The following is a 25,839-nucleotide window of genomic DNA, read 5'->3' as shown; positions in this document are numbered from 1 at the left end:
CTGGATTTTTTATGTCACGGGCTACTGATGCAACGACTCGGCATTACAGTCATGTGGACTGCGGCCGCGCTCTTGAGCGTGCTGGTCACGGTATTGGCATTTTTCCCGGCCGCATGGCTGGCGCCGTTGCTGGAGAGCCAGACCCATGGGCGTATCACGCTGGGCGATGCGCAGGGATCCTTGTGGAGCGGATCGGCATTTATCGGCGCGGCGCCGAGCGGTCGCGAAGCGGTGACGGCGTTGCTGCCGGGGCGCTTCAGTTGGCAGTTGTCGCCGCTGGTGTTGGTGGGGCGGGTGGATGTGCGGTTGGCGAACGCGCAAGTGCTGTCGCAGCCGGTAACTATCCGCGGCAGCTGGAGTGCGTGGAGCATCAGTGCGGCCAGCCTGGCCTTGCCGGCCGAGCGGCTGGCGGCGCTGGGCGCGCCATTGAATACGCTGCAGCCGTCGGGCCGGATGTCGCTGTCGTGGCAGCAGATCGAGCTGGTGCGCAGTGCGAGCGGCATCGATCTGACTGGCGTCATGACGCTCGACTTGCTGTCGATGGCGTCGCGCCTGTCGCCGGTCAAGCCGCTCGGCAGTTATCGCATGCGCCTCGACTGGCACGGGCGAGAGGCCGGATTGAAGTTGCAGACCTTGAGCGGAGCAATGCTGCTGGATGGCAGCGGCAATCTTCGTAACGGGCATTTTCAGTTTTCAGGGACCGCGCAAGCGGCGGTGGGGCAAGAGGAAAAGTTGGCCACGTTACTAAGTTTGTTGGGCCAGCGTCGCCAGATGAACGGCAAGAATGTTATCGGACTAGAGTTCAAATCATGAAAGATAAAATGTATCTCGCAATACTCTCGACATTTGACGCACGCAACTGGCGTAGCGCCGCAGCCATCACGTTGTTGAGCTGCGCCGTCGTCACTGCGGTGCAGCCGGTGCTGGCAGCGGATGCAGCAATCAGCCCCGTCGAGGGCGTGAGCGGCCAGGCGGTGATGAACTTTGTCGGCGCCGATATCGAGTCGGTGATCAAGGCGGTTGGGCAGTACACCAACATGACCTTCATCATCGATCCGCGCGTCAAGGGCACCATCAACCTGGTGTCGGAAAAGCCATTGAGCAAGGCCCAGGCTTTTGACCTGCTGGCGTCGACCTTGCGCCTGCAAGGTTATGCCGTGGTGCGCGGGGACGGTTTCGTCAAGGTCGTGCCGGAAGCCGATGCCAAGCTGCAGCTGGGTGCAATCTCCGGCGGCGCGCGCGCACCCGGCGTGCGCGGCGACCAGATCGCGACGCAGATATTCTCGCTGAACTACGAGTCGGCCACGAATATCCTGCCGGTGCTGCGCCCGCTGATTTCCCCGAACAATACGATCAACGCCAATCCGGGCAACAACACCTTGGTGGTGACCGACTACGCCGAGAACCTGCAGCGGCTGGGCAAGATGATTGCCGCCCTCGACGTGCCCGCCATCAGCGACCTGGATGTGATACCGGTGCGATATGCGGTAGCCAGCGATATCGCTGTCATGGCCAGCAAGCTGCTTGATTCCGGTTCGGCGGCGCCAGGCGCCGGCGATGGTTCGCGCACTATCGTCATGGCCGATTCGCGGACCAATTCGGTGATCGTGCGTGCACCTTCGGCGGGACGCGCCAATCTGGCCAAGTCGCTGATTGCCAAGCTCGATCAACCGACCACCAACGCCGGTAATGTGCATGTGGTTTATCTGAAAAATGCCGATGCGGTGAAATTGGCCAAGACCTTGCGCGCCATTGTCTCGGCGGATACTTCGCTGCCGACCAGTAATTCATCGAGCAAGGGCGCTGCCAGCACGAGCGGTAACTCGGGCAGCATGCTGCAAAGCTCCAATACCAATTCGCCAGGCACTTCCGGCACAACGCCGTCGGCCACCGGTGACGCGTCATCGCAATCGACCGGTGGCGGCAGTAGCGGCGCCGGTTTCATCCAGGCCGACGATACAACCAATACCTTGATCATCACCGCCAGCGAACCGGTTTATCGAAATATCCGCGGCGTCATCGACCAACTCGATACACGTCGGGCGCAGGTGTATGTGGAAGCCTTGATCGTCGAAGTGACTGACACGGCAGCGAGCGAAATCGGCGTGCAATGGCTAGCCCTGACTGGCGACAGCAACAGCAATTACCGGGTCGGCGGCGGCACCGGTTTTACCGGCACCAATTCGGGCATCACCAGCGGCAACCTGTTTAATACAGCGATCGGCCAGGCGATCAACTCCGGCACCAGCACAACTACCGTGCCGACGCTCGGCAGCGGCCTGCAGCTCGGCGTGTTCCGCCAGATCGCCGGCAAGATCGGCCTGGGAGCATTGGCCAGCGCGTTGAACAATACGACCGGCGGTAACGTCTTGTCGATGCCGAACCTGCTGACGCTGGATAACGAAGAAGCCAAGATCATCGTCGGTCAGAACGTACCTTTCGTTACCGGTTCGTATGCGACTACCGGCGGCACTACGACCAATCCGTTCACTACGGTTGATCGCAAGGACGTCGGCACCGCGCTGAAAATCAAGCCGCATATTTCGGAAGGCGGCACGGTACGCCTGGAAATTTCGCAGGAAGTGTCGGCGGTGATACAGTCCACCGCCAGTAACCAGAACGGCCCGACCACCACCAAGCGTTCGCTGGATACCAATGTGCTGGTCGACGATGGCCAGATCATCGCCCTCGGCGGCCTGATCGGCGATGACAACGAAAGCAGCATCCAGAAGGTGCCGTTGCTCGGTGACCTGCCGTTCATCGGCAACTTCTTCAAGTATCAATCCGGTTCGCGCAGCAAGACCAACCTGATGATTTTCCTGCGGCCGACGATCATCCGCGACAAGGAACAGAGCAATCTGGTGGCGGTCGATCGCTACGATTACATGCGCAAGCAGCAGATCACTGTGCAGCCGGGCAAGAGCATCCTGACCGATTTTGGTCCATCGGTGATGGCCAAGCCGGAGGATGGCGGTCCTTTCCTTGACCTGCGCAAACAAGGCGCTGCAGCGGATGCATCGGCACCCGACCAGGCTACACCAGCCGGGCCTGTCCTGGTGATGCCTAAGCCTGCCGCTGCCTCGCCAGCGCCGGGCTTCCTCAACGACAGAACGCCATGAGCGATCCCAGAATGACCGACGCACGCCTGCTGCCTTACGCGTTCGCCCGCAATTTCTCCTTGCTGGCGCAGCGCATCGAAGATGCCAATGGCGCTGACAACCCGGTCGAGGTGTGGATTTCCGAAGCCACCCAGCCGACCGCCATCGCCGAAGTCAGCCGCCGTTTCGGCCGGGTGACGTTCCGCTCGATGGCGCGCGATGCGCTGGACGAAGCGATTGCCAAGGCTTATGCCGGCGCCGGCGGTAACGCCGCGCAGGTGGTGGATGAGTTCGAATCCGATCTCGACCTGGCCAAGCTGATGCAGGACATGCCGGCGATCGAGGATTTGCTGGAGTCCTCCGACGATGCGCCGGTGATCCGCATGATCAACGTGCTGCTGACGCAAGCGCTGCGGGAAGGCGCGTCGGATATCCATATCGAGCCGTTTGAGCAGATATCGGTGGTGCGCTTCCGCATCGACGGCAGCCTGCGCGATGTGGTGCGGCCGAAGAAGGCAGTGCATGCTTCGCTGATTTCCCGTATCAAGATCATGGCGCAACTCGACATCGCCGAAAAGCGCTTGCCGCAGGACGGCCGTATCACGTTGCGGGTCGGCGGCAAACCGGTCGACGTGCGGGTCTCGACCTTGCCGACCGGTCACGGCGAACGCGCCGTGCTGCGTCTGCTCGACAAGGAAGCCGGCCGGCTTGACCTGCAGCATCTCGGCATGAGCCCGGCGGTGTTGCCGCAGTTCGATCGCCTGATCGCACAGCCGCACGGCATCGTGCTGGTCACCGGTCCGACCGGCTCCGGCAAGACCACCACGCTGTACGCGGCACTGTCGCGCCTGAATACCAGCAGCACCAATATCCTGACGGTGGAAGATCCGATTGAATACGAGTTGGCCGGCGTCGGCCAGACCCAGGTCAATGCCCGTATCGACATGACGTTCGCCAAGGCCTTGCGGGCGATCTTGCGGCAAGACCCGGATGTCATCATGATCGGTGAAATCCGCGACCTTGAAACCGCCCAGATCGCGGTGCAGGCATCGCTTACCGGTCACTTGGTATTGGCGACATTGCACACCAACGATTCGGCGGCGGCAGTCACGCGGCTGCTCGACATGGGCATTGAACCGTTCCTGTTGTCGTCGTCGCTGCTGGGCGTGGTGGCGCAGCGGCTGGTGCGCAAGCTGTGCGTCCATTGCCGCCGGCACGATGGCCAGATGTGGCATGCGGTAGGCTGCGAACAGTGCGGCCATACCGGCTATCATGGCCGCGTCGGGGTCTATGAGTTGTTGCTGACGACGGACGAGATCCAGGCGCAGATTCACAACCGGGCTTCCGAAGCCGAGATTTTGCAGGTAGCGCAGCGCAACGGCATGCGCACCATGCGCCAGGACGGCGAGCGTTGGCTTGCCGATGGCGTCACCACGCAGGCCGAACTGCTGCGTGTGACCAAAGAATAAGCGAGGAGCAGAGTGCCAGCATTTCGTTACGAAGCGGTGGATGCCGCCGGCAGCACCACCAAAGGCGTGGTCAATGCCGACAGCGCCAAGATGGCGCGTGCCGACCTGCGCGCCCAGGGTTTGCTGCCGCTGACGGTGGAGGCGATTGCGCAGCAGATGGACGCCGCCGGCAATATGCGGCGACGCGGTTTTGGCGAGCATCTGTCGACCGTCGAAATCGCCTTGTTCACGCGTCAGCTGGCCAGCCTGCTGGAAGCCAGCCTGCCGCTGGAGCAGGCCTTGACGGCGTTGCTGGAGCAAGCTGAGCGCACTTACCAGCGCGACCTGATTGCATCGATCCGCTCGGAAGTGATGGGTGGTGCGTCCTTGTCCAGTGCGCTGGCAGGCCATCCGCGCGACTTCGCTGAAATCTACCGGGCGCTGGTCGCCTCGGGTGAGCAGATCGGCCAGTTGTCGCGCGTGCTGTCGCGCCTTGCCGATTACATCGAACGCCGTAATTCACTGGTGCAGAAAGTGAAGCTGGCGTTTACTTACCCTGCCATCGTCACCGTGGTGGCTTTTGTGATCGTGATCTTCCTGCTGACCTACGTAGTGCCGCAGATCGTCTCGGTATTCGCCAACACCAAGCAAAAACTGCCGATGCTGACAGTGATGATGCTGGCCACTTCCGATTTCGTGCGCAACTATGGCTGGATCGTGCTGATCGCGGTGATTGCCTTGTTCTACGGCTGGCGCACCGCCCTGAAGAATCCGGCGACCAAGATGCGCTGGCACACCTGGTTGCTTAGTGCGCCGTTGTACGGCAAGTTCGAACGCAGTTTGAACACCGCCCGTTTCGCCAGTACGCTGGCGATCACCACCGGCTCTGGCGTGCCGATCCTGAAAGCGCTGCAAACCAGCCGCGATACGCTCTCCAACGTCGCTATGCGGCAGCAGGTGGACGCCGCGGCGACCAGCGTGCGCGAAGGGATCGGTCTGGCGCGTGCATTGGCGGCAAACAAGCATTTCCCGCCGATGCTGATCCACATGATCCGCGCCGGTGAAGTCACCGGGGAGCTGCCCGCCATGCTGGAACGCGCAGCCAGCTCTCAGGAACAGGATCTGGAACGCCGCGCCATGACAATTGCCGGCTTGCTGGAACCGATGCTGATCCTGGCGATGGGCGTGGTGGTATTGCTGATTGTGCTGGCGGTATTGATGCCGATTATTGAAATTAACCAGTTGGTGCGCTAGGGCGAGGCTAGGACAAACGTGAACGGACAAATGAGCAAGAAACTGGGTAGACACGCAAAGCGCTTGCCGGGATTGGTCAGCCTGCTGCTATTCATGCTGCTGTGCGCATGCACTGCGTATTGGGTGATGCAGTTGATCAAGCCGCCGCTGCGCGCTGTGGCGGCGCCGCCGTTGGCGGAAGAGCAGCAAATCGATGTGTCACTGGCGGCAGGGCTGTTCGGCGGGCGGGGGGCGGTAACCGTCGCCAGCAATTATCAGCTGCTGGGTGTGGTGGCTGCAAAAAAAGGTGAAGAGAGCGTGGCGATCCTGAGTGCCGATGGCAAGCCGCCGCAAGCGGTACGACAAGGCAAGGATTTGTTGCCCGGGACCAGCGTCAAGGAAGTGCATGCGACTTACGTCTTGCTGTCAGAAGGAGGCGTGTTAAAGCGCGTGATGTTGCCACAAGATCCGTTGCCGCAGACTGGAATGGCAGCCACTTCGCCGATCCTGGCGCCGACCCAAACGCCAATGCCGGCGTCAGCACCGGCTCCGGCAATGACTACCCAGGAAAGCGCCGTCGAGGGGCCGGCCTCGGCAGCTCAGGATAAATAATAAGTGACTCACAGATCCGGGATCGCTTATTTGCAATGCAATGCAATGCGATCCCGGGCCTGCTCTACGCTGGAATTACAGGACGTAGCGCGACAAGTCCTCGTTGACCACCAGCGCACCCAGCCGCTCGTCGACATAGGCCGCATCGATCACCATGGTTTTTTCGGTGGCGTTGGTGGCTGAGAACGAGATTTCTTCCAGCAGCTTTTCCATCACTGTGTACAAGCGGCGTGCGCCGATGTTTTCGGTTTTCTCATTGACCGAGAACGCGATTTCCGCCAGCCGCTGGATCCCTTCCTTGGCAAATTCCAGCTTCACACCTTCGGTTTGCAGCAAGGCTTCGTACTGCTTGGTCAGGCAGGCGTCGGTACCGGTCATGATTCTTTCGAAATCGCTGATCGACAACGAATCCAGTTCTACCCGGATCGGGAAGCGGCCCTGCAGCTCGGGGATCAGATCCGATGGCTTGGCCAGGTGGAAAGCGCCGGATGCAATGAACAGGATGTGATCGGTCTTGATCATGCCGTACTTGGTGTTGACTGTGGTGCCTTCGACCAGCGGCAGCAGATCGCGCTGCACGCCGGCGCGCGAGACATCGGCGCCGCCACTGTTTTGCGAACGGGTGGCGATCTTGTCAATCTCATCGAGGAAAACGATACCGTTCTGCTCGACATTGTTGATGGCTTTTTGCTTGAGCTCATCTTCATTGACCAGTTTCGCCGCTTCTTCCTCGATCAAGACCTTCATTGCATCCTTGATCTTGATCTTGCGGTTTTTCTTGCGGTTGCTGCCGATGCCGGAAAACATCGACTTGATCTGCTCGGTCATTTCTTCCATGCCGGGCGGCGCCATGATTTCCATTTGCGAAGCCGCTTCCGACAATTCAATCTCGATTTCCTTGTCATCGAGCGCGCCTTCACGCAGTCGCTTGCGGAATGTCTGGCGCGTGCTGTTGCCCTTGTCGGCGTTAGCGTCGACTTCGTTCGGCTCCGGATGGAAACCGAAATCGCGTGCCGGTGGCACCAGGATATCGATCACGCGATCTTCCGCCGCATCTTCGGCACGGGCGCGCACCTTGCGCATTTCTGCTTCGCGGGTTTGCTTGATGCCGATGTCGATCAGGTCGCGGATGATGGTGTCAACGTCGCGGCCGACGTAGCCGACTTCGGTGAATTTGGTCGCTTCGATCTTGATGAACGGCGCATCCGCCAGTTTGGCCAGGCGGCGTGCGATCTCGGTCTTGCCGACGCCGGTCGGGCCGATCATCAGGATATTCTTTGGCGTGATCTCGTGGCGCAGCGGCTCGGCGATCTGCTGGCGGCGCCAGCGATTGCGCAGGGCGATCGCGACCGCACGCTTGGCGCGATCCTGGCCGACGACGTGTTTGTCCAGTTCGGAGACAATTTCTTGGGGAGTCATGTTCATGATTTTTCCGCGTGATGTTTGGAAGCCTGCCGGCATGTCGCTGTCGCCTGATCCATGATCGAATCAGGCAGGCATGCGGTCGATGTGGCGCAGTGCTTCACAGTCGAGATTGGATGGAGGCTTAATCGAGGGTTTCGATAATGTGCGACTGGTTGGTGTAGATGCAGAGCTCGCCGGCAATTACCAACGATTTCTTGACGATCTCGGCCGGCGTCAGCTCGGTATTTTCCTGCAGCGCCTTGGCCGCCGACTGGGCGAACGTGCCGCCTGAGCCGATTGCGCCGATGCCGTCGGTTGGCTCCAGTACGTCGCCGTTACCGGTGATGACCAGCGTGGTTTCGCGGTCGGCGGTGAGCAGCATTGCTTCAAGGCGGCGCAGCATGCGGTCGGTGCGCCATTCCTTGGCCAGGTCGACCGAGGCGCGCATCAGGTTGCCCTGGTGCTTTTCCAGCTTTGCTTCAAACAGGTCGAGCAAGGTGAATGCATCGGCGGTGCCGCCGGCAAAGCCGACCAGGACCTTGCCTTGGTACAGCTTGCGCACCTTGCGCGCAGTGCCCTTCATTACGACATTGCCGAGCGTTACCTGACCGTCTCCGCCCAATGCGACGCTGTTGCCGCGTCGTACCGAGAGGATGGTGGTGCCATGAAATTGTTCCATTTTTAGAGCCTTAGAAAATCATGCGGGGCGCGGATACCGCGCCAGGCTGCATGTGATTCATTATCGACCGATAAATCGATATTGTTCCGAAAAAATGGGGACGGCCAGCTTGATTGCAAGCGCGAATTTGTATGGAATTGATGTTGTTGCAGCTAAGGCAAGAAGAGAAGCCTTACTTTTGCCAAACAGCCAACCTGTTTTCGACAGTTTTTAGTTCTTGCGCGGCACTACGCGGACGATTTCGTGGATACCGACTACCTTGAACAAGGCGGTAATGAGGTGGTTGACGCCATGGAATTCGATCGCGTTGCCGTTGCTGGCAAGCACCGCCAAGCCATTCAGCAATTCGCCCGCGGCGCTGAAATCGACCCGGATCAGGCGCGAACAATCCATGATTGCTGGGCTGTGGGCATTGGCATGGGTTTGTATCTTCGTCAGCAGCTCATCGGTGCGGCCTTCGATCAGCGTTGGCATCAGCAGGGTATTACCGGCCGGAATACCGGGAGACGGGATATTTTCCTCGGCGGCTGTGATGACTTTGTTATGCGGTGCAATGAACGGCGGTGGCGAGACTTCGAAGGTGATCGAATAATCGATGCTGGCGTCTTCATAAGCCTGTTCGAGATTCAGCAGATGCAGAATTTCCAGCAACAGCAACCAAGGCGCGGCGGTTTCGTCACGACGCCCGACCTGCAGGATTTCGCGGATTCTTTCAGCCAGTTCATCGGCTCCGACCAGGGTCAGGTCAAGCCCGGCCTTTTGCAGCTTCTTCAGCATGCGCAGCAGCAGCCCGCAACCGATTGGATCGACCGAGCTGACTCGGGTGAATTCCAGGCGCAGCGCCGGGTGGCTGGCGCTCAGTTTCTGGGCGCGTTCCAGCTGCTTGCCGATGTTGGCGTCGAGCTTGCCGGAAAACGCTACCGCCGGAATGCTTCCCGGCCGTTCCTGGTTCTTGGCTTGCGGGTCGAGGGTCAGGATGTCGATCCAGGTCGGCGGCGAGGTTTCGAATTTGTTGGCAAAGTCGACAGACAGATTGTCGAATTCCTGCTGCTTGCCGGTGATTTGATACAAGTCCAGCAACATCCACCAGACGATATGGGTCGATGCGCCGAGATCGTTATCGGCAATGGCATTAAGCAGCAGCTGTTCGGCGATCTCGCTCTGGTCGCTGGCGAACAGGACCGCGGCTTCTTCGATGACCTCTGGCGTGTCGGAAACCGATACTTCAATGCTGCCGCTGCGGGATTCGTTGTCCAGGTACTCGGTGGTCCTGCTCATCACCGGTAAAGTCAGCTGGGTAGTGTTGGAGCCGTGGGTAGTGGTTGCCGGCGCCAGGTCGGCTTCGCTGGCGGATTTTGCTGTTGGTGGCAAATGGACGAATTCGGAAGACATTTCCGATTCGATTGCGTCGATCTTCATCGAGGTCGTGCTGCGGGACGCACTATCGCGCAGAGTTGTCGAATTGGTCGACCGCTCAACCGTGTCGCCATACAGAATCGGCGTTTGATTGTCTGCTGCGGCTGGAACTTTATCATCCTCCGGTGGTGCACCGTTTGGACGATTATTTTTGCCGAAGAGCGAGAAAATCCCCACGTATTAACCCTGAAAGTAAGTTGCTATGAAAGCTGTATGACTAGCCCTGCCTGATTGAAAACGTGCGCCGGGCGAGAGGTCGGCAGCGCTGCTGCCGGCTACCGATTCGCGAATTCCGAGGGTGCTTTTGCCAATGCGTTCGGCAAATTCGCCGTTGTCTTATTGTTATTGGCTGACATCCCTGCTTCGGCTTTTTAGCAGTTTCCACACTAAAAAAGCACGATCAATCGATACCGCTAAAGGTAACACAAAGGAACTCGGGAAAGATGTCATTGGCGTGATAAATTGTTACACAAATATTTCCATAAGGCAATCATATGATTGGAAACTTATCTCGGTCGTTCTGAATTGCCGCGCGGCATGACATTGCGCGACAATCCAGGCTGCTGCGAGATCAGAACTTCGTACGAACGCCCAGAATCAGGCTGAGCCCGGGCTGCGGCGCCACATCTTTCAGTACCGAGGTCGCCAGTCGGATATCCTGGTTCAACAGGTTCTTGACCAAGGCATACCAGGTTACCTGCGTCTTGCCGAGTTGCTGGGTATAGGACAGGTTGGCGTCGAGTTTGGTGTAGGCCGGCGTGACGCTGTGCTCAAAGGTGGCCAGGCGGTCTTGCTGCTGCGCCCGCATGACCGACATGCCGCTGCGCCACGGTCCTTGCAGATAGCCGATTTCCACGCCATAGCGCGTGGCCGGCTGCAGCGGCAGGTTGCCCATCTGGTCCAGCGTACCGCGTGAGGTATCGGCAAAACCGCGCACCGAGAAACCTTCGCCGCGCAGGTTATAGCTGATCTCGGCCTCGGCGCCGCGGATCGTGGCGTCTGCCTGCGACCAGAAGCGCTCGGTGAATTCGCCATCTGGATTCGCGGCACCGTCTTCATCAACCTGGCCGGCATTGCGGCCGAACACGTAATTGCTGACATGGTTCTGGAACAGATTGGCTTTCCAGCGGATCAGGCCCGAGGTTTTCTGCAGGGTCAGCTCGATATTGCGCGAGGTTTCCTTTTTCAAGCCGGGATCGCCGATGTCGAATGTGGCAGTCGATTCGTGCGGACCGTTTGAGTACAGTTCCTCGGCAGCTGGTGCGCGCTGTGCAATGGAAACCGTCGGGCCGAAGCCGTAACCCGGCATGAAGCTCCACAAGGCACCTACTGAATAGGATGCCAGGTTGAACTTGCGGTCGGCAAAGCCGGAGTCGCTGTCGGGCCGGCGTTGCACCGATTCCAGGCGCAAGCCGGCGCTGGTCAGCACCGGGCCGAAATTGCGCTCTTCGACCAGGAAGGCGGCAATCGAGGTGGATTTGGTGCGCGGCACGGTATCCGGCAGGCCGCTCTCGGCAGCCAGCGCGGAAAAGCGCGTGTCTTCGGTCTGTATGCCGAAGGTGCCATGCCAGCCGGCCAACGGCTTGTGGGCCAGTTCCCAGCGGGTTTCCGTCGATTTATTGGAGAAAATGGTATTGGGATCGCCGTTTTCCTGTTTCTCGGTGTGGGTGTAGTCGGTGTGGCCCAGTTTGAACGTCAGTTTTTCGATTCCAGTGAATGGGGCGTCAACCTGGCCGGCGATGTCGTAGCGGGTCTGGTGCAGGTCGATGAAGGATTTTTCTGCAGTGGGAATGCCGTAGTGGTCGTCCAGTGTCGCCACCGATGCGCCGATATAGCCCCAGGAGGCGATATACGAGGCGCCAGCGCCAAGCCCGGTCTCGTGGGTGAACGAGTTCGGCAGACGGCCTGAGGGCGATTCTGCATCGTTCTGGGTGGTATGGCCGGGGATCTTGTAGTTGCCGGTATCGCGCCAGTCGCCGTCCAGATGCCAACCGACCGGGCCAGCCGAACCATCCAGCACCAGCGATGTGCTGCGACCGTTGTCGACGCTGCTGTAACGCGCTTCGGCCTCGCCGCTGACGCCTTTTTGTAACTCAGTCGGGATGCGATCGTTGATCACATTGACCAGGCCGCCGATGGCGCCGGAGCCATACAGCAGTGCGGCCGGTCCACGCAGGATTTCAATCTGGCGCGCAGTCGCCGCTTCAGTTGCTACCGCGTGATCGTTGGACAAGCTGGAGACGTCCGCCACTGACATGCCATTTTGCAGGATCTTGACGCGTGGACCTTCCATGCCGCGAATGATCGGGCGGGAAGCGCCGGCGCCGAAGCCGGATGCCGATACGCCGAGTTCTTGCGCCAGGGTGTCGCCTAGCGAGGTGCCGACCTTGTTGCGCAATTCTTCGCCGGACAGCACTTTGGTCGGGGTCAGGATCTGGGTGTCGGGATTGGCGTTGAGTGGACTCGCCGTGACCGTGATCGGCGCCAGTTGCTTGGGCGTTTCGCTGGTGGTGATTTGGGCGGAAGCGCCGGACGAGAAAGCGGCGAGCGCGGACAGAACCGCGCTGGATAAAAGCGTACGTTGGGCAAACATGATGATTCCTTGACAGGCAGCTGCCGCCGCTGGCTGCATCGTGCAATGCGGATGTTCTGACGCAAGGCGCACCCATACGTTGCCGGCTTCACCATTACAGTCGACGCAGATCGACTGCAACGGCGTTAGCCATGCGACACAGGCACGCCGCTGCGCGTCATCGAACGCAAAGACGGTTTTGGCGGCGGCAATAAATGATTGGTGATCCGGTTTGGCCGGATCTTCTGGAGGGCGCCGCTAGGCGGCGCCGATGGCGTCAAAGCCTGTCAGGGCTGGGTGGGGCACGCGGTGAAAAATGGCAGGTGAACGGCGCATCCCATGAAGCGAATGCCTGCCACTTTGCCAGTACATGCTTGCCCGGCAATGGCGGCAGGGTCAGCGGCACCGTGTAGATTGCCGCAGCCAGGGTGGCGTCGTCGAATGCGGCGCAGGAGTGATGCGCCTTGCCGCCGCCCTCGATCGATTGTTCGATAACGGACGTCAGGTGCGTCAGATGAGTCGACTGCTTGTTTTCCCAGGCCGCGTGGACAATGCTATGCGTCAGCCCCAACCACTGCGCGAACAGGATCGTCAATACGAGCAGCGGCGCAAGCGCGGCGTGCCCGAAACGTCTGGAGCGAATTGACGAAGCTGACATCAGATGGTGACGAGTAGCGGAAATTGTTGAAGAAGCGGCGTGCGAGCGATCGGAGATCAGGGGAGATGCAAGGAAAGACGCGCCGCGAGATTGCCGGGCGCGTTATCCGATATCCGACCGGGATTGGGAATCAGTCGCCGTAAAGCTTCTGTTTCAATTCGCGGCGTTGCTGCGCTTCCAGCGACAAGGTCGCTGTCGGACGGGCCAGCAGGCGTGGAATGCCGATAGGCTCGCCGGTTTCTTCGCACCAGCCGTATTCGCCGGCATCGATCGATGCGATCGACTGCTGTACTTTTTTCAGCAATTTGCGTTCGCGGTCGCGGGTGCGCAATTCCAGCGCATGTTCTTCTTCGATGGTGGCGCGATCTGCAGGATCCGGCACCAGGACGGTCTCACGCAAATGTTCCGTGGTTTCTCCGGCGTTCTTGAGCAGGTCGATTTCCAACTGCTGCAAGCGCGCTTTGAAGAAAGCCAGTTGCGCCTCGTTCATGTAATCCTTTTCGCCCATCTTGAGGATTTGCTCTTCGGTCAACAGAACGGTTTCTTGGGTCGGTTTGGTTGTTTTAGTAGCCACTTCGCTTGCTTTCGATACGACGTTTTTTTCAATTTTATCCGTTGATCCGGCACTTGCGGGCTTGTCGCTGATGCTGCCAGCGCCGGATCTGGCCGTTGGGGAATTCAGTTTCTTTGTAACAGAACTACTGGTTTTCACCGTGGTATTGCGCGTTGCCTCGTCAGCGGCGGGACTTGATTTCGATACTGACTTGGCAGTCGCCGTTTTCTTGGCTAAGGATTTTACAACAGGTTTGGGACTGGGTTTGGCAACTTTGGGCAATGCTTTTGATGCAGTAGCAGTGGGTGTCTCGGTCTTGCGCTCCGCCTTGGCGGAAAGTTTCCGGGTTTTCTCAACTGCCTTTTCAGTTGTCGCTGCTTTGCTGGAGGGAACACTGGCCTTACCCGCGGCCTGGGCTTTGCTTGACGCAGTCAATTTATCCAGCGCCGCCGGAGCTTGCTTGGCGACAGTCTTCTTAACGGTCAGGTTCATGGTCCTCTCCCTTGCGGCTTGTCGGGATCCAGATTGAACATTGGTGTCGGTCGTAACTGGTGCACTGCTGCATCGGCGCAGCGCGCCGGCTGCCTTGTTGCGCATCCAGTTGTGACTGTCCATCTATCCAGTCTGGTTCTCAACAATCCCGTAAATCAGCAGTCATGCCATCATGTTTCGGGTGTGCTATCCAGTGATTTCCCAGCGCAAAACTGCCATAGTTTATACCAAACATTGCTCCAAACCGCGAATAAAGATGTCTTTTGGTAGATTTTTGCCAATGAAGACCATTTTGCTGCCGCGTGTCTCATTTGCGTCCCATTTGCCGCCGACATCGCTGCCCATGATTTGATGCACGCCCTGAAATACGACTTTGCGGTCTGCGCCATCCATCAACAATACGCCTTTGTAGCGCAACATGCGCGGTCCATAGACTTGCACCAGGCCACCGAGGAATTCATCCAGGCGGGCGGTATCGAAAGGCCTTTCACTTTTGAAAACAAAAGCGGCGATTTCATCGTCGTGGTGCGCGTGATGGTGATTATGGTGGTGACCGTCGTGGTGGCCGTCATGCTGATGCGAGGGATGGTCGCAATCGTCGCCGCTGTGATCGTGCGCGTGTTCTTCGGTTTCCAGGAAATCGGGGTCGATCTCCAGTTTGGCGTTGAGGTTGAAGCCGCGGATATCCAGGATTTCTTCAATCGGCGTGTGCTGCGGATCGAGCGTAATGATCGGCGCACGCGGATTGATGCGTTTCAGGCGCGACGTCAGGGCAGCGACTTCTTCGGCATCGACCAGGTCGGTTTTGGACAGCAGCAGCTTGTCGGCGAAACCGACCTGGCGTTGCGCTTCTTCTTGCTGATCGAGCTGCGACATCGCATGCTTGGCGTCGACCACAGTGACGATTGCGTCCAGCATGAAATGCATCGCTACTTCGTCGTCGACGAAGAAGGTTTGCGCCACCGGGCCGGGATTGGCCATGCCGGTGGTTTCGATGATCACCCGGTCGAAATTGAGTTCGCCTGCGGTGCGGCGGCGCGCCAGCGTGGTCAGCGCGACGATCAGGTCGCCACGCACGGTGCAGCAGATGCAGCCGTTGTTCATTTCAACGATTTGCTCGGTGCTGTCCTGCACCAGGATTTCATTGTCGATATTTTCCTGGCCGAACTCGTTTTCAATCACGGCGATCTTGTGGCCGTGCTGCTGTTGCAGGATGCGGTTGAGCAGGGTGGTTTTGCCGGCGCCGAGAAAGCCGGTCAGGATGGTGGTCGGGATCAGTGCCATAGTGATAGTCGGAAAAAGGAAAAACGAAGAAAGGGGATGGAGCCGCCAGGTAATGCGCGTGCCGGCTCCGGATCAATGAACGCAGTCGGCGCACCAGCCTTTGATGGTCAGTTCGATCTCGTGGCCTTGGAAGCCTTTGCCCAGCGTCTCTTGCAAGGTCTGCTGCAATTGCTTGCGCAGCGCGGCCGGACTGGCGCCGTCGTTGCTGCTGCCGGCGGCCAGCACGCTATCGAGGAAATTGGCGTCGCCGCTGCCATCCAGGCAAAACACCTTGGCGCAGCGCGTGCATTTGAAATGTCCGTGCTGGTGCTGGGCGTGGTGGGCTGGATCGCCATGGTGGCCGGCATCGCTGTGTTCGGCGCCCGCGCTATAGCGGAACACGCGGTCGTCGCCGGCGATCTTGTGGGCCAGGCCGGCATCGGTCAGGCAATCGAGCGCGCGATACAGCGTTACCCGGTCCATGTCGACGAACTGGTCTTGCATGTCCTGATGAGAAAAAGCGCAGCGTGCTTCCAGCAGGGTTGCCAATACTTTGGTGCGGGCCGGCGTAATGCGTACGGCGACCTCGCGTAGTTGTGCCTCAGCCAGCGCAGCAGCATGCTGATGAGAGCTGTCCTTGGCTGCTGTTGCAGCTTGAGCGCCGGCAGATTTGGATTTTTGACTTGGGTTCATGGCTGCGATGGTAGGAGGTAAGAGTTCAATTATGCCCCAAAATGCAATTCAGTTGCATATTTGATGTGGCAAATGCGTCAAATGGGTGCGGGCGGATGCTGCCGCGCTCCAGCTAGCTGCGTCATTCCCGCGAACGCAGGAATCCATTTTTTTCATTCTGCTCTGTAATTTGGATCCCCGCGTTCGCGAGGATGATGGCGTCGTGATGAGGTAGTGCCAGCGAAATGTCATTGAAATCTGGAGTTACATCATTTATCCGGGATTTTTTTTGCTCGCGGATGGGCCGCGTCATAGACTTGCGCCAAGCGCTGGAAATCGAGAGCGGTGTAGACCTGGGTGGCGGCAATCGACGCGTGGCCCAGCAATTCCTGCACCGCGCGCAAATCGCCCGAGCCTTGCAGCATGTGCGAAGCGAAGGAGTGGCGCAGCACGTGCGGATGGACATTGCTGGCAATGCCGAGAGATTGCGCGTGGTGTTTCAGACGCAGTTGAATCACCCGTGGCGACATGCGAGTGCCGCGTTCAGTCAGGAACAATGCAGAAATATCGTTGACCTGATCGCCTTTGAGCAGTCTTTCCCGCTGTGGCAACCACGCGGCAATCGCCTGCAACGCCGGCTTTCCTACCGGGACGTTGCGCATCTTGTTGCCTTTGCCGGTCACGGTTACTTCCGCCGCATCAAAATCGATCCAGCCAGCCGATTCATGGCCGTCCTGGCGGGTGTAGCGCAAATCCAGTCCAGCCAGCTCCGACACCCGCAAGCCGCTGGAATACAGCAATTCGAACATCGCTTGGTTGCACAAGGCTAGGCTCGATCCTGCCTCGGCAAGCGGGTTGCCGCTGGCGACCAGGTGTATCGCATCGTCCGCCGCCAGGGCCTTGGGCAATGGCTTGGCGCGCTTGGGCGCTTTTACGCCATCGACCGGATTGCTGGCCAGCGTGGTTTGTTCCGCCAGCCATTCGAAGAAACCGCGCCAGGCGGACAGCTTGCGGGCGATCGAGTTTGGGCTCAAACCACGGGAGTGCAATTGCGCGGCGAATTTGCGGATATGGAAGTGCGTGACTGCGGCATAGTCCCAGTCCTCGCCAAGCCCTTGCGTCAGGGCGGCGAGTTCATCCAGGTCACGCGTGTAATTGCTGATCGTGTGCGGCGACAGCTGGCGTTGACCGGCCAGGCTGCTCAGATAGGCGGTCAGATAGGCCTGGTTGGCGGCGCGGCTCACGGTGTCGGGCAAAAGAGGGTTATTCGAGCAGGCAGGTCAACGCGGCGCTGGTCGTCTCGCCGATTTGCACCAGGAAGTCGGTTGCCATATCGGCGCTGAAGCGCTGCGGGTCGGGGGAGCCGAGCACCAGCAGGCCGAAGGTTGTCGAACCGTTCCGCAACGGCAGCATGGCGACCGACTGGACACCCGCTTCCAGCCACGAAGCTGCCTCGAAATCGTTGTTGCTGCCACAAAATGGCAGGCTTAGACCGTTGGCGAAAATCTTGGCGTCATCCGATGCCGGCGCGGCAAACCAGGTATGTGCATAAGCGTCGGCAACACCCCAGATACGCAAGGTAGCTTGCGGCACGGCGAACGTGGTGCGCAGTCCGTCGACCAGCGTATGCGGCAGGTCGACATCATTGCGGGCCAGCAGCAGGCTGCGCGTCCAGGTGTGCAGCTTGTGCGTGATTGCATCGTTTTCCTGCGCGTTGCGGACCATGTCGGCGAGGCGCAGATCCTGCACTTTTATTTTTTCGCGCAGCACTTCCATCTGGCGTTCCTGCAGCGATACGGCGCGCCCCAGCAGCGGGCTGGTCAGCCTGATCTTGGCAAGCAGTTCGGCGTGTTCTTCAAAAAAATGCGGTGAGTCGATCAGATATTGGGCGACAGTATCGGGATCAAGATGGGTGGTCATGTGGAGTGTGGACGATGTGAGTGATGAAGAAATAATATGAACAACAGAGAATGACCAAGAGTACACCGCTACCGCGGTGAATGACAACCTGGAATGTCCGTTGGTCTCTGCGCGAACGGACGATGCAATAAAAAAGACCCACATGGTTTCCCATGTGGGTCTTTTCATTTCTAGTCAAGCAACCTGGTCCGCTGCATGCAGCGGGTTCGGTCAACTTAAATTAGAACTTGTGACGGATACCAACAGTAACTGCTGTTTGGTTTGCTGTGCCGCCTGTGCCGCCGTTTTCAACGCCTGGGTTAACAGCGTTCTTGGCTTGCAGGTACGAAGCAAATGCATACAGGTCAGTACGCTTGGACAAGAAGTAGTCTGTACCCAGGTTGTACTGGATCAGCTTACCGTTGCTGTTCAGGCCAGTGCCGTCAGGAACGAACGACAGCTTGTTGTACTGAACTGCGCCCAACAGGTGCAGAGGAGCAGTTACAGCGTAGTTGACACCCAGTTCGAAGATGTCAGACTTGTTGTTGTTGATCGAACCAACGCTGTAGAAAGCAGGAGCGCCCGATGCTGTTGACAGAGGAGCTGTGCCGTTCCATGCGCTAGCCAGTGGCTGCTTGACGCGCGACCAGTTACCGTACAGACGTGCTGGGCCGGCTTGGTAGCTAGCGCCCAACGAGAATACTTTCAGAGCTGTATCGCCTGCGTTGCCGGCTGTGAATACTGTGCCGTTAACCAGGGAAACGTCGCTAGGAGTAGTACCCTTCTTCGATTGGTAGTAAGCAGCGTACAGACCCAGTGGGCCGTTTGCGTACTGACCGCCCAGACCGAACGATTGGCCGTTCGATGTTTGACCAGCTGCTTCGCCGAAACCGTAAATCAGGCTACCTGTGAAGCCCGATACGTCAGGTGTGTTGTAGCGGATCGAATTGTTGGTACGTGTACCTTCCAAACGGTCCAGATTGTGACCAACGTTACCAGTCACGCCGCCGAAGTCTTGAACCGAAGTCCATTGGCTAACGTCGTCCAGGATGTCAGTTTGACGACCCAGCAGAACGGAACCGAAGTTGCCGCCCAGACCGACTACCGATTTACGACGGAACAGAGTCGACGACGAACCAACGTCGCTTTGCAGAGCGCCAGTGTCGTTAGCGAAGCCAGCTTCCAATTGGAACAGAGCCTTCAGACCGCCGCCCAGATCTTCAACGCCCTTGAAACCCAGACGCGAACCTTGGATGACGCCGGAGTTCACAGCAAACTTGCTGCCGTTAGCGGACGATGTGCCGTTTGCGCCGCCATTTGCAGTCGAAACCTTGCTCGAGTAAGTGATGCCGGTATCAACGATACCGTAGATGGTTACGGAGCTTTGAGCTTGTGCTGCACCTGCGATTGCGCCGAGTACGGCCAGTGCGATTAGTGATTTCTTCATTTGACGTCCTTTATTTAGAAAACTGTCTTAAGGATCCGTACATCTTGCCGGATGGATGAACATTAAGGGGTCTAGCTGTCCATGCCTGCGGTTTGGTTTGCTGTGAGGTTATAAATTGGTCGAAATTGGCGAAGAATGTTAATTGTGTTGTATTTTTGTGACACACGGTAGGGACGAGCGTAAGCGAGCCCAAGGTTTGACCGGGCTTGACGTTTCCAATTGGAAAAGAGGGGGACTGCGGGGATGGGGGAGGATTATTTACCGTTTGGCATGCTATTGCTGCGGGGGGTATCCAATACTGCAAAGTAATGCATTTTTACACTGCTCAACTTCAATTCAGGTGACGATAAAATACGTCAAAATTTCGTATTACTAGTTAATGTCGGGCTACATGCTGGTAATTTCCTTCCCGATCAGGGAGGGGATACGTCTGAATCGGGAAGGTTGATGGGCATGTAGCCCTATACGGTATTAGCAAAAACAGATTGCTAAACTGTAATCATGTCATGCGTCTTAGAACTTGTGACGAATGCCAACTGCAACGGAAGTCTGGTTGCTCTTGCCGTCGGCGTTCTGCACTGCTGGGGAGGCGATATCGCCAACCAGGCCACCGTTGCGGCCCGATGCGTACGATGCCAGTGTGTACAGGTCGGTACGCTTGGACAGGTAATAGTCCACGCCCAGGTTCAGTTGGGTAACCTTTGGCTTGGAGCCGTCGAAGCCGTCAATCGACATGGTGCTGTGTTGAACTGCGGCCAACAGATGTACTGGCGCCGACAAGGCATAGTCTACGCCCAGTTCGAACACGTTTTGCTTGAGCAGCTCAGGCACGTTGACGCGCGACCAGTTGCCGTACAGGCGTGCAGGACCGGCTTGGTAGCTGGCGCCCAGGCTGAATGTCTTGTTGACGGTGTTGCCGTCGGCGACAGGCAGTTCTTCAGGAATCAGGCCAGCGATACTGGAAACCAGTGTGTCGCTTGGGTTCGAGCCGAATTTCGACTGATAGTAGCCCAGGTACACGCCCAACGGACCATTGTCATAAGTACCGCCGGCGCCGAAGGATTGGCCTGCCGAGTTTTGACCAGCTTGTTCGCCGAAACCATAGATCACGCTGCCCTTGAAGCCTTGCATATTTGGCGAGTCATAGCGGATCGAGTTTTGTGTGCGGGTGCCTTCCAGGCGATCCAGAGCATGTGGGCTGCCGACGAAATTGCCGAAGTCCTTAACGGAAGTGTACTGGTGACCTGCGTCATCCAGGATGTCGGATTGACGACCCAGCAAGACTGTACCGAAGTTGCCGCCCAGGCCGACTACCGATTTACGGTTAAACAGGGTGGTGCCTTGTTCTGTTGCGCCGGTATCGCTGTTGAAACCGGCTTCCAATTGGAACAGTGCTTTCAGGCCGCCGCCCAGATCTTCAACGCCCTTGAAGCCGATGCGCGAGGTATCGATGTTGCCTGAGCCAACGCCGAACTTGCTGCCGTTGTCGCCATTGGCGGTAACGTTGTGGTTCGAATAAGTAATGCCTGTATCAACAGTACCGTAGATGGTAACTGCGGTTTGAGCTTGTGCTGCACCTGCAATCGTACCGAGAGCGGCTAATGCGATGAGTGATTTCTTCATTTAACGTCCTTCATTTGAAAACGGGCTTTAAAAACGGGCTTTGGAATCCGTACATCTTGCCGGAGGAGTCAACGTTAACTCGGCTTATTAAAAAAGCCACAAATTTAGCGCGTTGATTTTGTGATAATTGGTAAAAAGTTACGTAATTTGCCAATTGTGTTGTTTTTTAGTTACGCGTATAACGCCTCGCAACTATTCAAATCAAATTTGCCGGCTTGTTTTTACCTATCTCCAACATGAGAAAAACCGAATCGATTTTCCGCATGGCAAATCTGCATGCCGGAAGCTGATGAGAGGGAGGTCGTATTGTTGTGAGAAAGATACATATTCGGTAAAAATTGAGCCGAAATAAAATCCAATCCATTTATCAAGCATAATTTACGTTTTCGTAATGAATGCTTTATGGCTAAACGTGAAGATCTGGCGATTATTCGTTCAGCCCGTGCCGGGCAGGCAGCCGCACAGCTGGCGCTAGGAAAGCGCTATCTGTTTGGCGGCAATGGATTGCCGCAAAGCCTGTCGACCGCGTTGCACTGGCTGAGTCGCGCCGCCCAACAGGAAGAGTCTGAAGCCTGGATGCTGATCGGCAGCCATATTCCGCTTGAGGTGGCGCTCGGTTTCAGCAGTCCGTTCGACCTGTGCATCTGGTATGAACGTGCTTTTGACGCCGGCGTGATGCAGGCGGGGCTGGTGTTCGCCCAACTGGTGTTGACGTCGCGAGATCCTGGCGTGCTGCAAGCCATGCGTGGCAAGGCCATCAAAGCGCTTGAAACCGTCGCACACTCGGGGGTTGCCGAAGCGCAGTGGCTGCTGGCGCAACATGCCGACAATGCCCCGGGCAATGTATCCGACCGCGTTCGCGTCGCAGCACAGGCCAGCGGCACTCTGCCCGAAGCCAAGACAGAACAAGAAGCAACGCTGGAATGGACCTCGCGCGCGGCGAATGCCGGCGTCATGCAGGCACAACAATCCCTTGCCCAGATCGCCTGGGAAAAAGCCGACTGGCCGGTGTTTCTGGAGCGCGCATTGCCGCTGGCGCGGGCGTTGTCGGAACAATATGCCGCTACCCTGGCGCAGTTGAACGTACCGTCGGAAACACTGGCGCGCCAGCTCGGGGAAGAGAATCTGGCCCTGTTGATCCGTACGGCTCAGGTATTGCAGGCTGGCGATGTCTTCGACGCAGCCGAAGTCCAGCAATTCCTCGAACTGGCGGCGTATGGCGATGACAAAGGCGCGCAACTGGCGCTCGGCCTGTGGTACGCCCGTATGAACAGCGACGGCCAGCGTTTGCAGGTCGGGAGCGGCTCGGCAAATTACAAAAAAGCGATCCGCTGGCTGACCTTGGCCGGTGAAGCGGGTCTGGCCGACGCCTGGTATGCGCTGTCGCGGATCTATTTGAAGTCAGAATTTTCCCAGCGCAACCTGGTGGATATGCAGCGCCATCTGGAGCATGCCGCAGAGATGGGACATTGCGCGGCGCAACTGGAATGCGGCTTGAGCGCCTGGCGCAATCGCCGCGAGACATTGACCAACGACGTCCGTGCTGTTTATTGGTTACAGAAAGCCGCCGCCCAGGGCAGCAGCGAAGCGGCCGATTTACTGGCCAAGATTGCCGACAGCGCACAGCCGGCAGCGTGGGCCGAAGCGGCCCAGCGCCAAATGACGCGCGAACAGTCCAAGGCGCATCCGTTTCTGGCGGCGCGGATCGAGTTGGCAACCTTGTTCGGCCTGAGTCGGCCGGAAGCCTTGTTGCTGGATTTGAACCTGGCCGATTGCGGTCACTGCCTGGCGGTCGACATCCGCTCCCAATACGCACGTAGTAAACGGCGCTTGATCTTGATCCAGACCGGCGATGAGCGCCAGGCGCTGAGCCGGATTGCGCGTTTGTTTGAAGATGTCGATTGCGGCCCGAACGGGCCGGAAGGAAATTACCGGCAGCGCCTGTATCGTTTCAAGGCCGCCATACCGGAAGCGGCGCAGGAGGCCGATCCCGACTGAGCGCGGCGACCGCATGCGCGGAAAGTCAGCTAGCCGCGCCGATTTCGATTTCGCCTTCAAAGACAGAAACCGCCGGCCCGGTCATCAGCACCGGTTGATTGTTTCCAGCCCAGGCAATCGATAGTTCGCCGCCGTGGGTTTGCACCTTGACCGGCGAATCCAGCAGGCCGCGCCGAATCCCCGCTACCACAGCCGCACAAGCGCCGGTGCCGCAGGCGAGCGTTTCGCCGGCACCGCGTTCAAACACGCGCAACTTGATCTGATGGCGATCGACAATCTGCATGAAGCCGGCGTTGACGCGCTTCGGGAAGCGCGGGTGATGTTCGATCACCGGGCCGTCGATCAGGACCGGCGCCGCCTCGCTGTCGTCGACCACTTGCACTGCATGTGGATTGCCCATCGATACCACCGACATCAGCACTTGCTTGCCATGGATTTCCAGCGGCCATGCGGTATCGTCACCGAGCATGCTGCCAGTCAGATTGCTGGCATCGAACGGCACCTCGGCCGGCGTCAGGATAGGCGCGCCCATATCGACCGTGATGCGGCCGTCGCTTTCCAGCTTCGGCTCGATGATGCCGGACATGGTTTCTACCCGGATCTGACGCTTGTCGGTCAGGCCCTTGTCGGTGACGAACTTGACGAATGCGCGGGCGCCATTGCCGCATTGCTCGACTTCGCCGCCGTCGGCGTTGTAGATGCGGTAACGGAAATCGACATTGTCGGCCTGCGGCTTTTCCACCACCAGCATCTGGTCGGCGCCGACGCCAAAGCGACGGTCGGCCAACAACTGCCACTGTGCTGGCGTGAAGTCGATGTGCTGGTGAATCGCATCGATGACGACAAAATCATTGCCGGCGCCGTGCATTTTGGTGAATTTGAGTTTCATGGCTTCATTATGCGGGAAACGGCGACGCAATGCTGTGCAGCGCGGGGAAATTACAACGCTTCAGCAGATCGCCGCAGGATTGCGGTTGGTACGCGGTTAGTAAATACTTGCTTCCCCCGGCGGGCGCGTCTTGAAGCGTTTGTGCGCCCAGAAGTACTCAGCCGGTGCTTCCAGCACGCGCTCCTCGATAAAGGCATTCATGCGACGCGTGGCTTCGACGATGTCGTCGCCGGGATAGTTTTCCCAGGCCGGATAGAAGGTCACTTTCCAACCCTTGTAGCCGGGCAGGAAGGTGGCGATCATCGGCACCACATTGGCCTTGGTGGCGGCGGCAATGCGCGCGGTCGCCGTCAGGGTTGCTGCCTGGACGCCGAAGAACGGCACGAACTCGGCGTCTTTCAGGCCAAAATCCATGTCTGGCAGCATGATGAACGGATAACCTTCGCGCATCGCCCGGATGATCGGCTTGACGCCTTGCTCACGGGAAAACAGTTTGACCGGGCGGAAACGCGAACGGCCCTTCAGCAATGCGGCATCAACCACGGCGTCCTGCTGGCGCGTATAGATGGTGCAGATCGACAGCGAAGAATTGAGCACCAGCGCGATGCCGGGGATTTCCAGGCAAACGAAATGCGGACACAGCAAGATTGTCGGTCCGGCTTGCAAGGTGTCGAGCGGCAGCGCCGAATCGATCTGGATCAGGCGTCGCAAACGTTTTTCCGACGCCCACCACAACACGCTGCGTTCCAGCACGCTGCGCGAATAGGCCTGGAAATGGCGGCGCGCCAGATCTCGGCGTTCTGCTTCCGGCATATCCGGGAAGCAGGTGGCGAGATTGGTCAACGTGATGTGGCGGCGCGGTTTCATGATGATGAACAGCAGCGAGCCCAGCGCTTCGCCGACCGGTCCCAGGATCCACAGCGGCAGGAAGTGCGCCAGCCACAACAGGCCGATCAAGGCCCTCATGCATCCACCTTTGTTGCCGCGGCAGTCGCGGGCGGCGCTTCCACACCGGGTGGTGTCTTGTAGCGGTTGTAGCTCCAGATATATTGCGCCGGGCAGCGCGCAATCAGTTGTTCCATGGCACGGTTGATGGCCAGCGTCTGTTGCTCAGGCGTATCGCCCAGGTTGCCTTCGAACGGCACGAAACGAATGACATAGCCGCGCCCGAAGGGCAGGCGCTCGGCATACGACAGGATCAGCGGCGCGCCGCTCATCTGCTGCAGCTTGGCCGGCAACGTCATGGTGTAGGCCGGGCGGCCGAAGAAATCGACCCAGATGCCTTCGCCGTTCTGCGGCACCTGGTCCGGCAGCAGGCCGATTGCCTGGCCTTTCTTCAGGGCCTTGAACAAGGTGCGGACACCCGCCAGGTTGGCCGGCGCCAGCAACAGGTTGTGGCGTCCGCGCGCACCTTCGATCAATGGTTTGAGTGCATCCTTGCGCGGCGGCCGGTACAGCGCGGTCAGGGATGTCTTGGCGGCGATCGCCTGGGCGATGATTTCAAAGCAGCCGAGGTGCGGCGTCAGGAAAATCACGCCGGTCTTGGCGTCCAGCGCCGCTTGCGCCAGTTCCCAGTTTTCGATGGTAGCAGTGCGCAATACCCGCTGCGGCGAGGCGCACCAGATGAACGGCAGCTCGAACATGCTCTTGCCGGATTCGCTGATGGCTTGCGACAGGTGATTCGGGTAGCCGGCGCGGAACAGGTTGTCCTTGAGCTTGTTGCGATACGAGGCTGACGCCAGGTAAACCAGCCAGCCGCACGCGCTCCCTATTGCGTGCAAGAAAGATAGCGGCAGTGTCGACAGCAGGCGGAAAAGCGTTACAAGCATTGGAGAAGCCCAGGAAGAGCCAAATAAGGAACCGGATTAGCACCAAAAACGCCG

At 58.5% G+C, this 25,839-nt stretch carries 22 protein-coding genes; 7 read left to right on the top strand and 15 right to left on the bottom strand.

Annotation, left to right across the window (positions count from 1 at the left end):
• Positions 1 to 27: 27 nt before the first annotated feature.
• From ACIPF8_RS14350 to ACIPF8_RS14330, 5 genes are read left to right on the top strand one after another with little or no spacing between them, the layout of a single operon-like run.
• Entirely contained in the window at positions 28 to 813 is a 786-nt protein-coding gene (locus tag ACIPF8_RS14350; RefSeq protein WP_400421980.1) for a type II secretion system protein N, read from the top strand.
• Positions 810 to 3,119, top strand: coding sequence for a type II secretion system secretin GspD (gene gspD / locus ACIPF8_RS14345; protein WP_400421978.1), 2,310 nt, complete (start codon positions 810 to 812; stop codon positions 3,117 to 3,119). The genes ACIPF8_RS14350 and gspD overlap by 4 nt, the downstream gene beginning before the upstream one ends.
• Positions 3,116 to 4,567, top strand: a complete 1,452-nt coding sequence (gene gspE / locus ACIPF8_RS14340; protein ID WP_400421976.1) for a type II secretion system ATPase GspE — start codon at positions 3,116 to 3,118, stop codon at positions 4,565 to 4,567. Before gspD ends, gspE begins: the two co-directional genes overlap by 4 nt.
• Positions 4,568 to 4,579: 12 nt before the next feature.
• Positions 4,580 to 5,800 (top strand): type II secretion system inner membrane protein GspF, encoded by a 1,221-nt coding sequence (gspF, locus tag ACIPF8_RS14335; protein ID WP_400421974.1) that lies wholly within the window; start codon positions 4,580 to 4,582, stop codon positions 5,798 to 5,800.
• 30 nt (positions 5,801 to 5,830) lie between these two features.
• Positions 5,831 to 6,391, top strand: a complete 561-nt coding sequence (locus ACIPF8_RS14330) for a type II secretion system protein N (RefSeq protein ID WP_400421972.1) — start codon at positions 5,831 to 5,833, stop codon at positions 6,389 to 6,391.
• A gap of 75 nt (positions 6,392 to 6,466) precedes the next feature.
• On the opposite strand, the gene hslU is transcribed toward ACIPF8_RS14330, so the two are convergent.
• From hslU to dksA, 6 genes are all read right to left on the bottom strand, one after another.
• Positions 6,467 to 7,816: an ATP-dependent protease ATPase subunit HslU gene (gene hslU / locus ACIPF8_RS14325; RefSeq protein WP_400421970.1), complete on the bottom strand. Its 1,350-nt coding sequence runs from the start codon at positions 7,814 to 7,816 to the stop codon at positions 6,467 to 6,469.
• A 121-nt stretch (positions 7,817 to 7,937) separates the two neighbouring features.
• Complete coding sequence (gene hslV / locus ACIPF8_RS14320) at positions 7,938 to 8,474, bottom strand: ATP-dependent protease subunit HslV (protein ID WP_400421968.1); 537 nt, start codon at positions 8,472 to 8,474, stop codon at positions 7,938 to 7,940.
• Between the two features lie 210 nt (positions 8,475 to 8,684).
• Positions 8,685 to 9,893: an STAS domain-containing protein gene (locus tag ACIPF8_RS14315; RefSeq protein ID WP_400421966.1), complete on the bottom strand. Its 1,209-nt coding sequence runs from the start codon at positions 9,891 to 9,893 to the stop codon at positions 8,685 to 8,687.
• A gap of 568 nt (positions 9,894 to 10,461) precedes the next feature.
• Positions 10,462 to 12,483, bottom strand: coding sequence for a TonB-dependent receptor (locus ACIPF8_RS14310; RefSeq protein ID WP_400421965.1), 2,022 nt, complete (start codon positions 12,481 to 12,483; stop codon positions 10,462 to 10,464).
• Positions 12,484 to 12,739: 256 nt separating this feature from the next.
• Complete coding sequence (locus tag ACIPF8_RS14305; protein WP_400421963.1) at positions 12,740 to 13,120, bottom strand: hypothetical protein; 381 nt, start codon at positions 13,118 to 13,120, stop codon at positions 12,740 to 12,742.
• Positions 13,121 to 13,250: 130 nt separating this feature from the next.
• Positions 13,251 to 13,655 carry an RNA polymerase-binding protein DksA gene (gene dksA / locus ACIPF8_RS14300; RefSeq protein WP_041743743.1) on the bottom strand — a complete coding sequence of 135 codons (405 nt, stop codon included), beginning with the start codon at positions 13,653 to 13,655 and terminating at the stop codon, positions 13,251 to 13,253.
• A 19-nt stretch (positions 13,656 to 13,674) separates the two neighbouring features.
• Here dksA and ACIPF8_RS14295 point away from each other — a divergent pair, with 19 nt between their 5' ends.
• A complete protein-coding gene (locus tag ACIPF8_RS14295) occupies positions 13,675 to 14,202 on the top strand; it encodes a hypothetical protein (RefSeq protein ID WP_156477169.1) in 528 nt (175 codons plus the stop codon).
• Between the two features lie 185 nt (positions 14,203 to 14,387).
• On the opposite strand, the gene ACIPF8_RS14290 is transcribed toward ACIPF8_RS14295, so the two are convergent.
• The 6 genes from ACIPF8_RS14290 to ACIPF8_RS14265 all read right to left on the bottom strand — a co-directional run bounded on the left by ACIPF8_RS14290 (position 14,388) and on the right by ACIPF8_RS14265 (position 21,069).
• Positions 14,388 to 15,449: a CobW family GTP-binding protein gene (locus tag ACIPF8_RS14290; RefSeq protein ID WP_400421961.1), complete on the bottom strand. Its 1,062-nt coding sequence runs from the start codon at positions 15,447 to 15,449 to the stop codon at positions 14,388 to 14,390.
• A gap of 72 nt (positions 15,450 to 15,521) precedes the next feature.
• A complete protein-coding gene (locus tag ACIPF8_RS14285) occupies positions 15,522 to 16,121 on the bottom strand; it encodes a Fur family transcriptional regulator (RefSeq protein WP_400421959.1) in 600 nt (199 codons plus the stop codon).
• A 248-nt stretch (positions 16,122 to 16,369) separates the two neighbouring features.
• Positions 16,370 to 17,344 carry a tyrosine recombinase XerC gene (gene xerC, locus ACIPF8_RS14280; protein WP_400422436.1) on the bottom strand — a complete coding sequence of 325 codons (975 nt, stop codon included), beginning with the start codon at positions 17,342 to 17,344 and terminating at the stop codon, positions 16,370 to 16,372.
• 19 nt (positions 17,345 to 17,363) lie between these two features.
• On the bottom strand, positions 17,364 to 18,020 hold the full coding sequence (locus tag ACIPF8_RS14275; protein WP_400421957.1) for a DUF484 family protein: 657 nt from the start codon (positions 18,018 to 18,020) through the stop codon (positions 17,364 to 17,366).
• Positions 18,021 to 18,240: 220 nt separating this feature from the next.
• The gene (locus ACIPF8_RS14270) at positions 18,241 to 19,446 is read right to left on the bottom strand and encodes a porin (protein WP_400421956.1); all 1,206 of its coding nucleotides are present in this window, start codon (positions 19,444 to 19,446) and stop codon (positions 18,241 to 18,243) included.
• A gap of 513 nt (positions 19,447 to 19,959) precedes the next feature.
• Positions 19,960 to 21,069, bottom strand: coding sequence for a porin (locus ACIPF8_RS14265; RefSeq protein WP_400421955.1), 1,110 nt, complete (start codon positions 21,067 to 21,069; stop codon positions 19,960 to 19,962).
• A 402-nt stretch (positions 21,070 to 21,471) separates the two neighbouring features.
• Between ACIPF8_RS14265 and ACIPF8_RS14260 the strand changes: the two genes are divergently transcribed.
• The gene (locus ACIPF8_RS14260; RefSeq protein ID WP_400421954.1) at positions 21,472 to 23,067 is read left to right on the top strand and encodes a tetratricopeptide repeat protein; all 1,596 of its coding nucleotides are present in this window, start codon (positions 21,472 to 21,474) and stop codon (positions 23,065 to 23,067) included.
• 25 nt (positions 23,068 to 23,092) lie between these two features.
• Here the strand turns inward: ACIPF8_RS14260 and dapF are convergent, their stop codons facing one another.
• From dapF to ACIPF8_RS14245, 3 genes are all read right to left on the bottom strand, one after another.
• Complete coding sequence (gene dapF, locus ACIPF8_RS14255) at positions 23,093 to 23,956, bottom strand: diaminopimelate epimerase (protein ID WP_400421952.1); 864 nt, start codon at positions 23,954 to 23,956, stop codon at positions 23,093 to 23,095.
• A gap of 96 nt (positions 23,957 to 24,052) precedes the next feature.
• Positions 24,053 to 24,922, bottom strand: coding sequence for a lipid A biosynthesis acyltransferase (locus ACIPF8_RS14250; RefSeq protein WP_400421950.1), 870 nt, complete (start codon positions 24,920 to 24,922; stop codon positions 24,053 to 24,055).
• The gene (locus ACIPF8_RS14245; protein WP_400421948.1) at positions 24,919 to 25,785 is read right to left on the bottom strand and encodes a lysophospholipid acyltransferase family protein; all 867 of its coding nucleotides are present in this window, start codon (positions 25,783 to 25,785) and stop codon (positions 24,919 to 24,921) included. The genes ACIPF8_RS14250 and ACIPF8_RS14245 overlap by 4 nt, the downstream gene beginning before the upstream one ends.
• Between the last annotated feature and the right edge of the window lie 54 nt (positions 25,786 to 25,839).

Source organism: Collimonas sp. NPDC087041, assembly GCF_044745265.1.
In the GTDB taxonomy this organism is placed as follows: Bacteria; Pseudomonadota; Gammaproteobacteria; order Burkholderiales; family Burkholderiaceae_D; genus Collimonas.
This window is presented reverse-complemented; position numbering and strand designations above follow the sequence as displayed.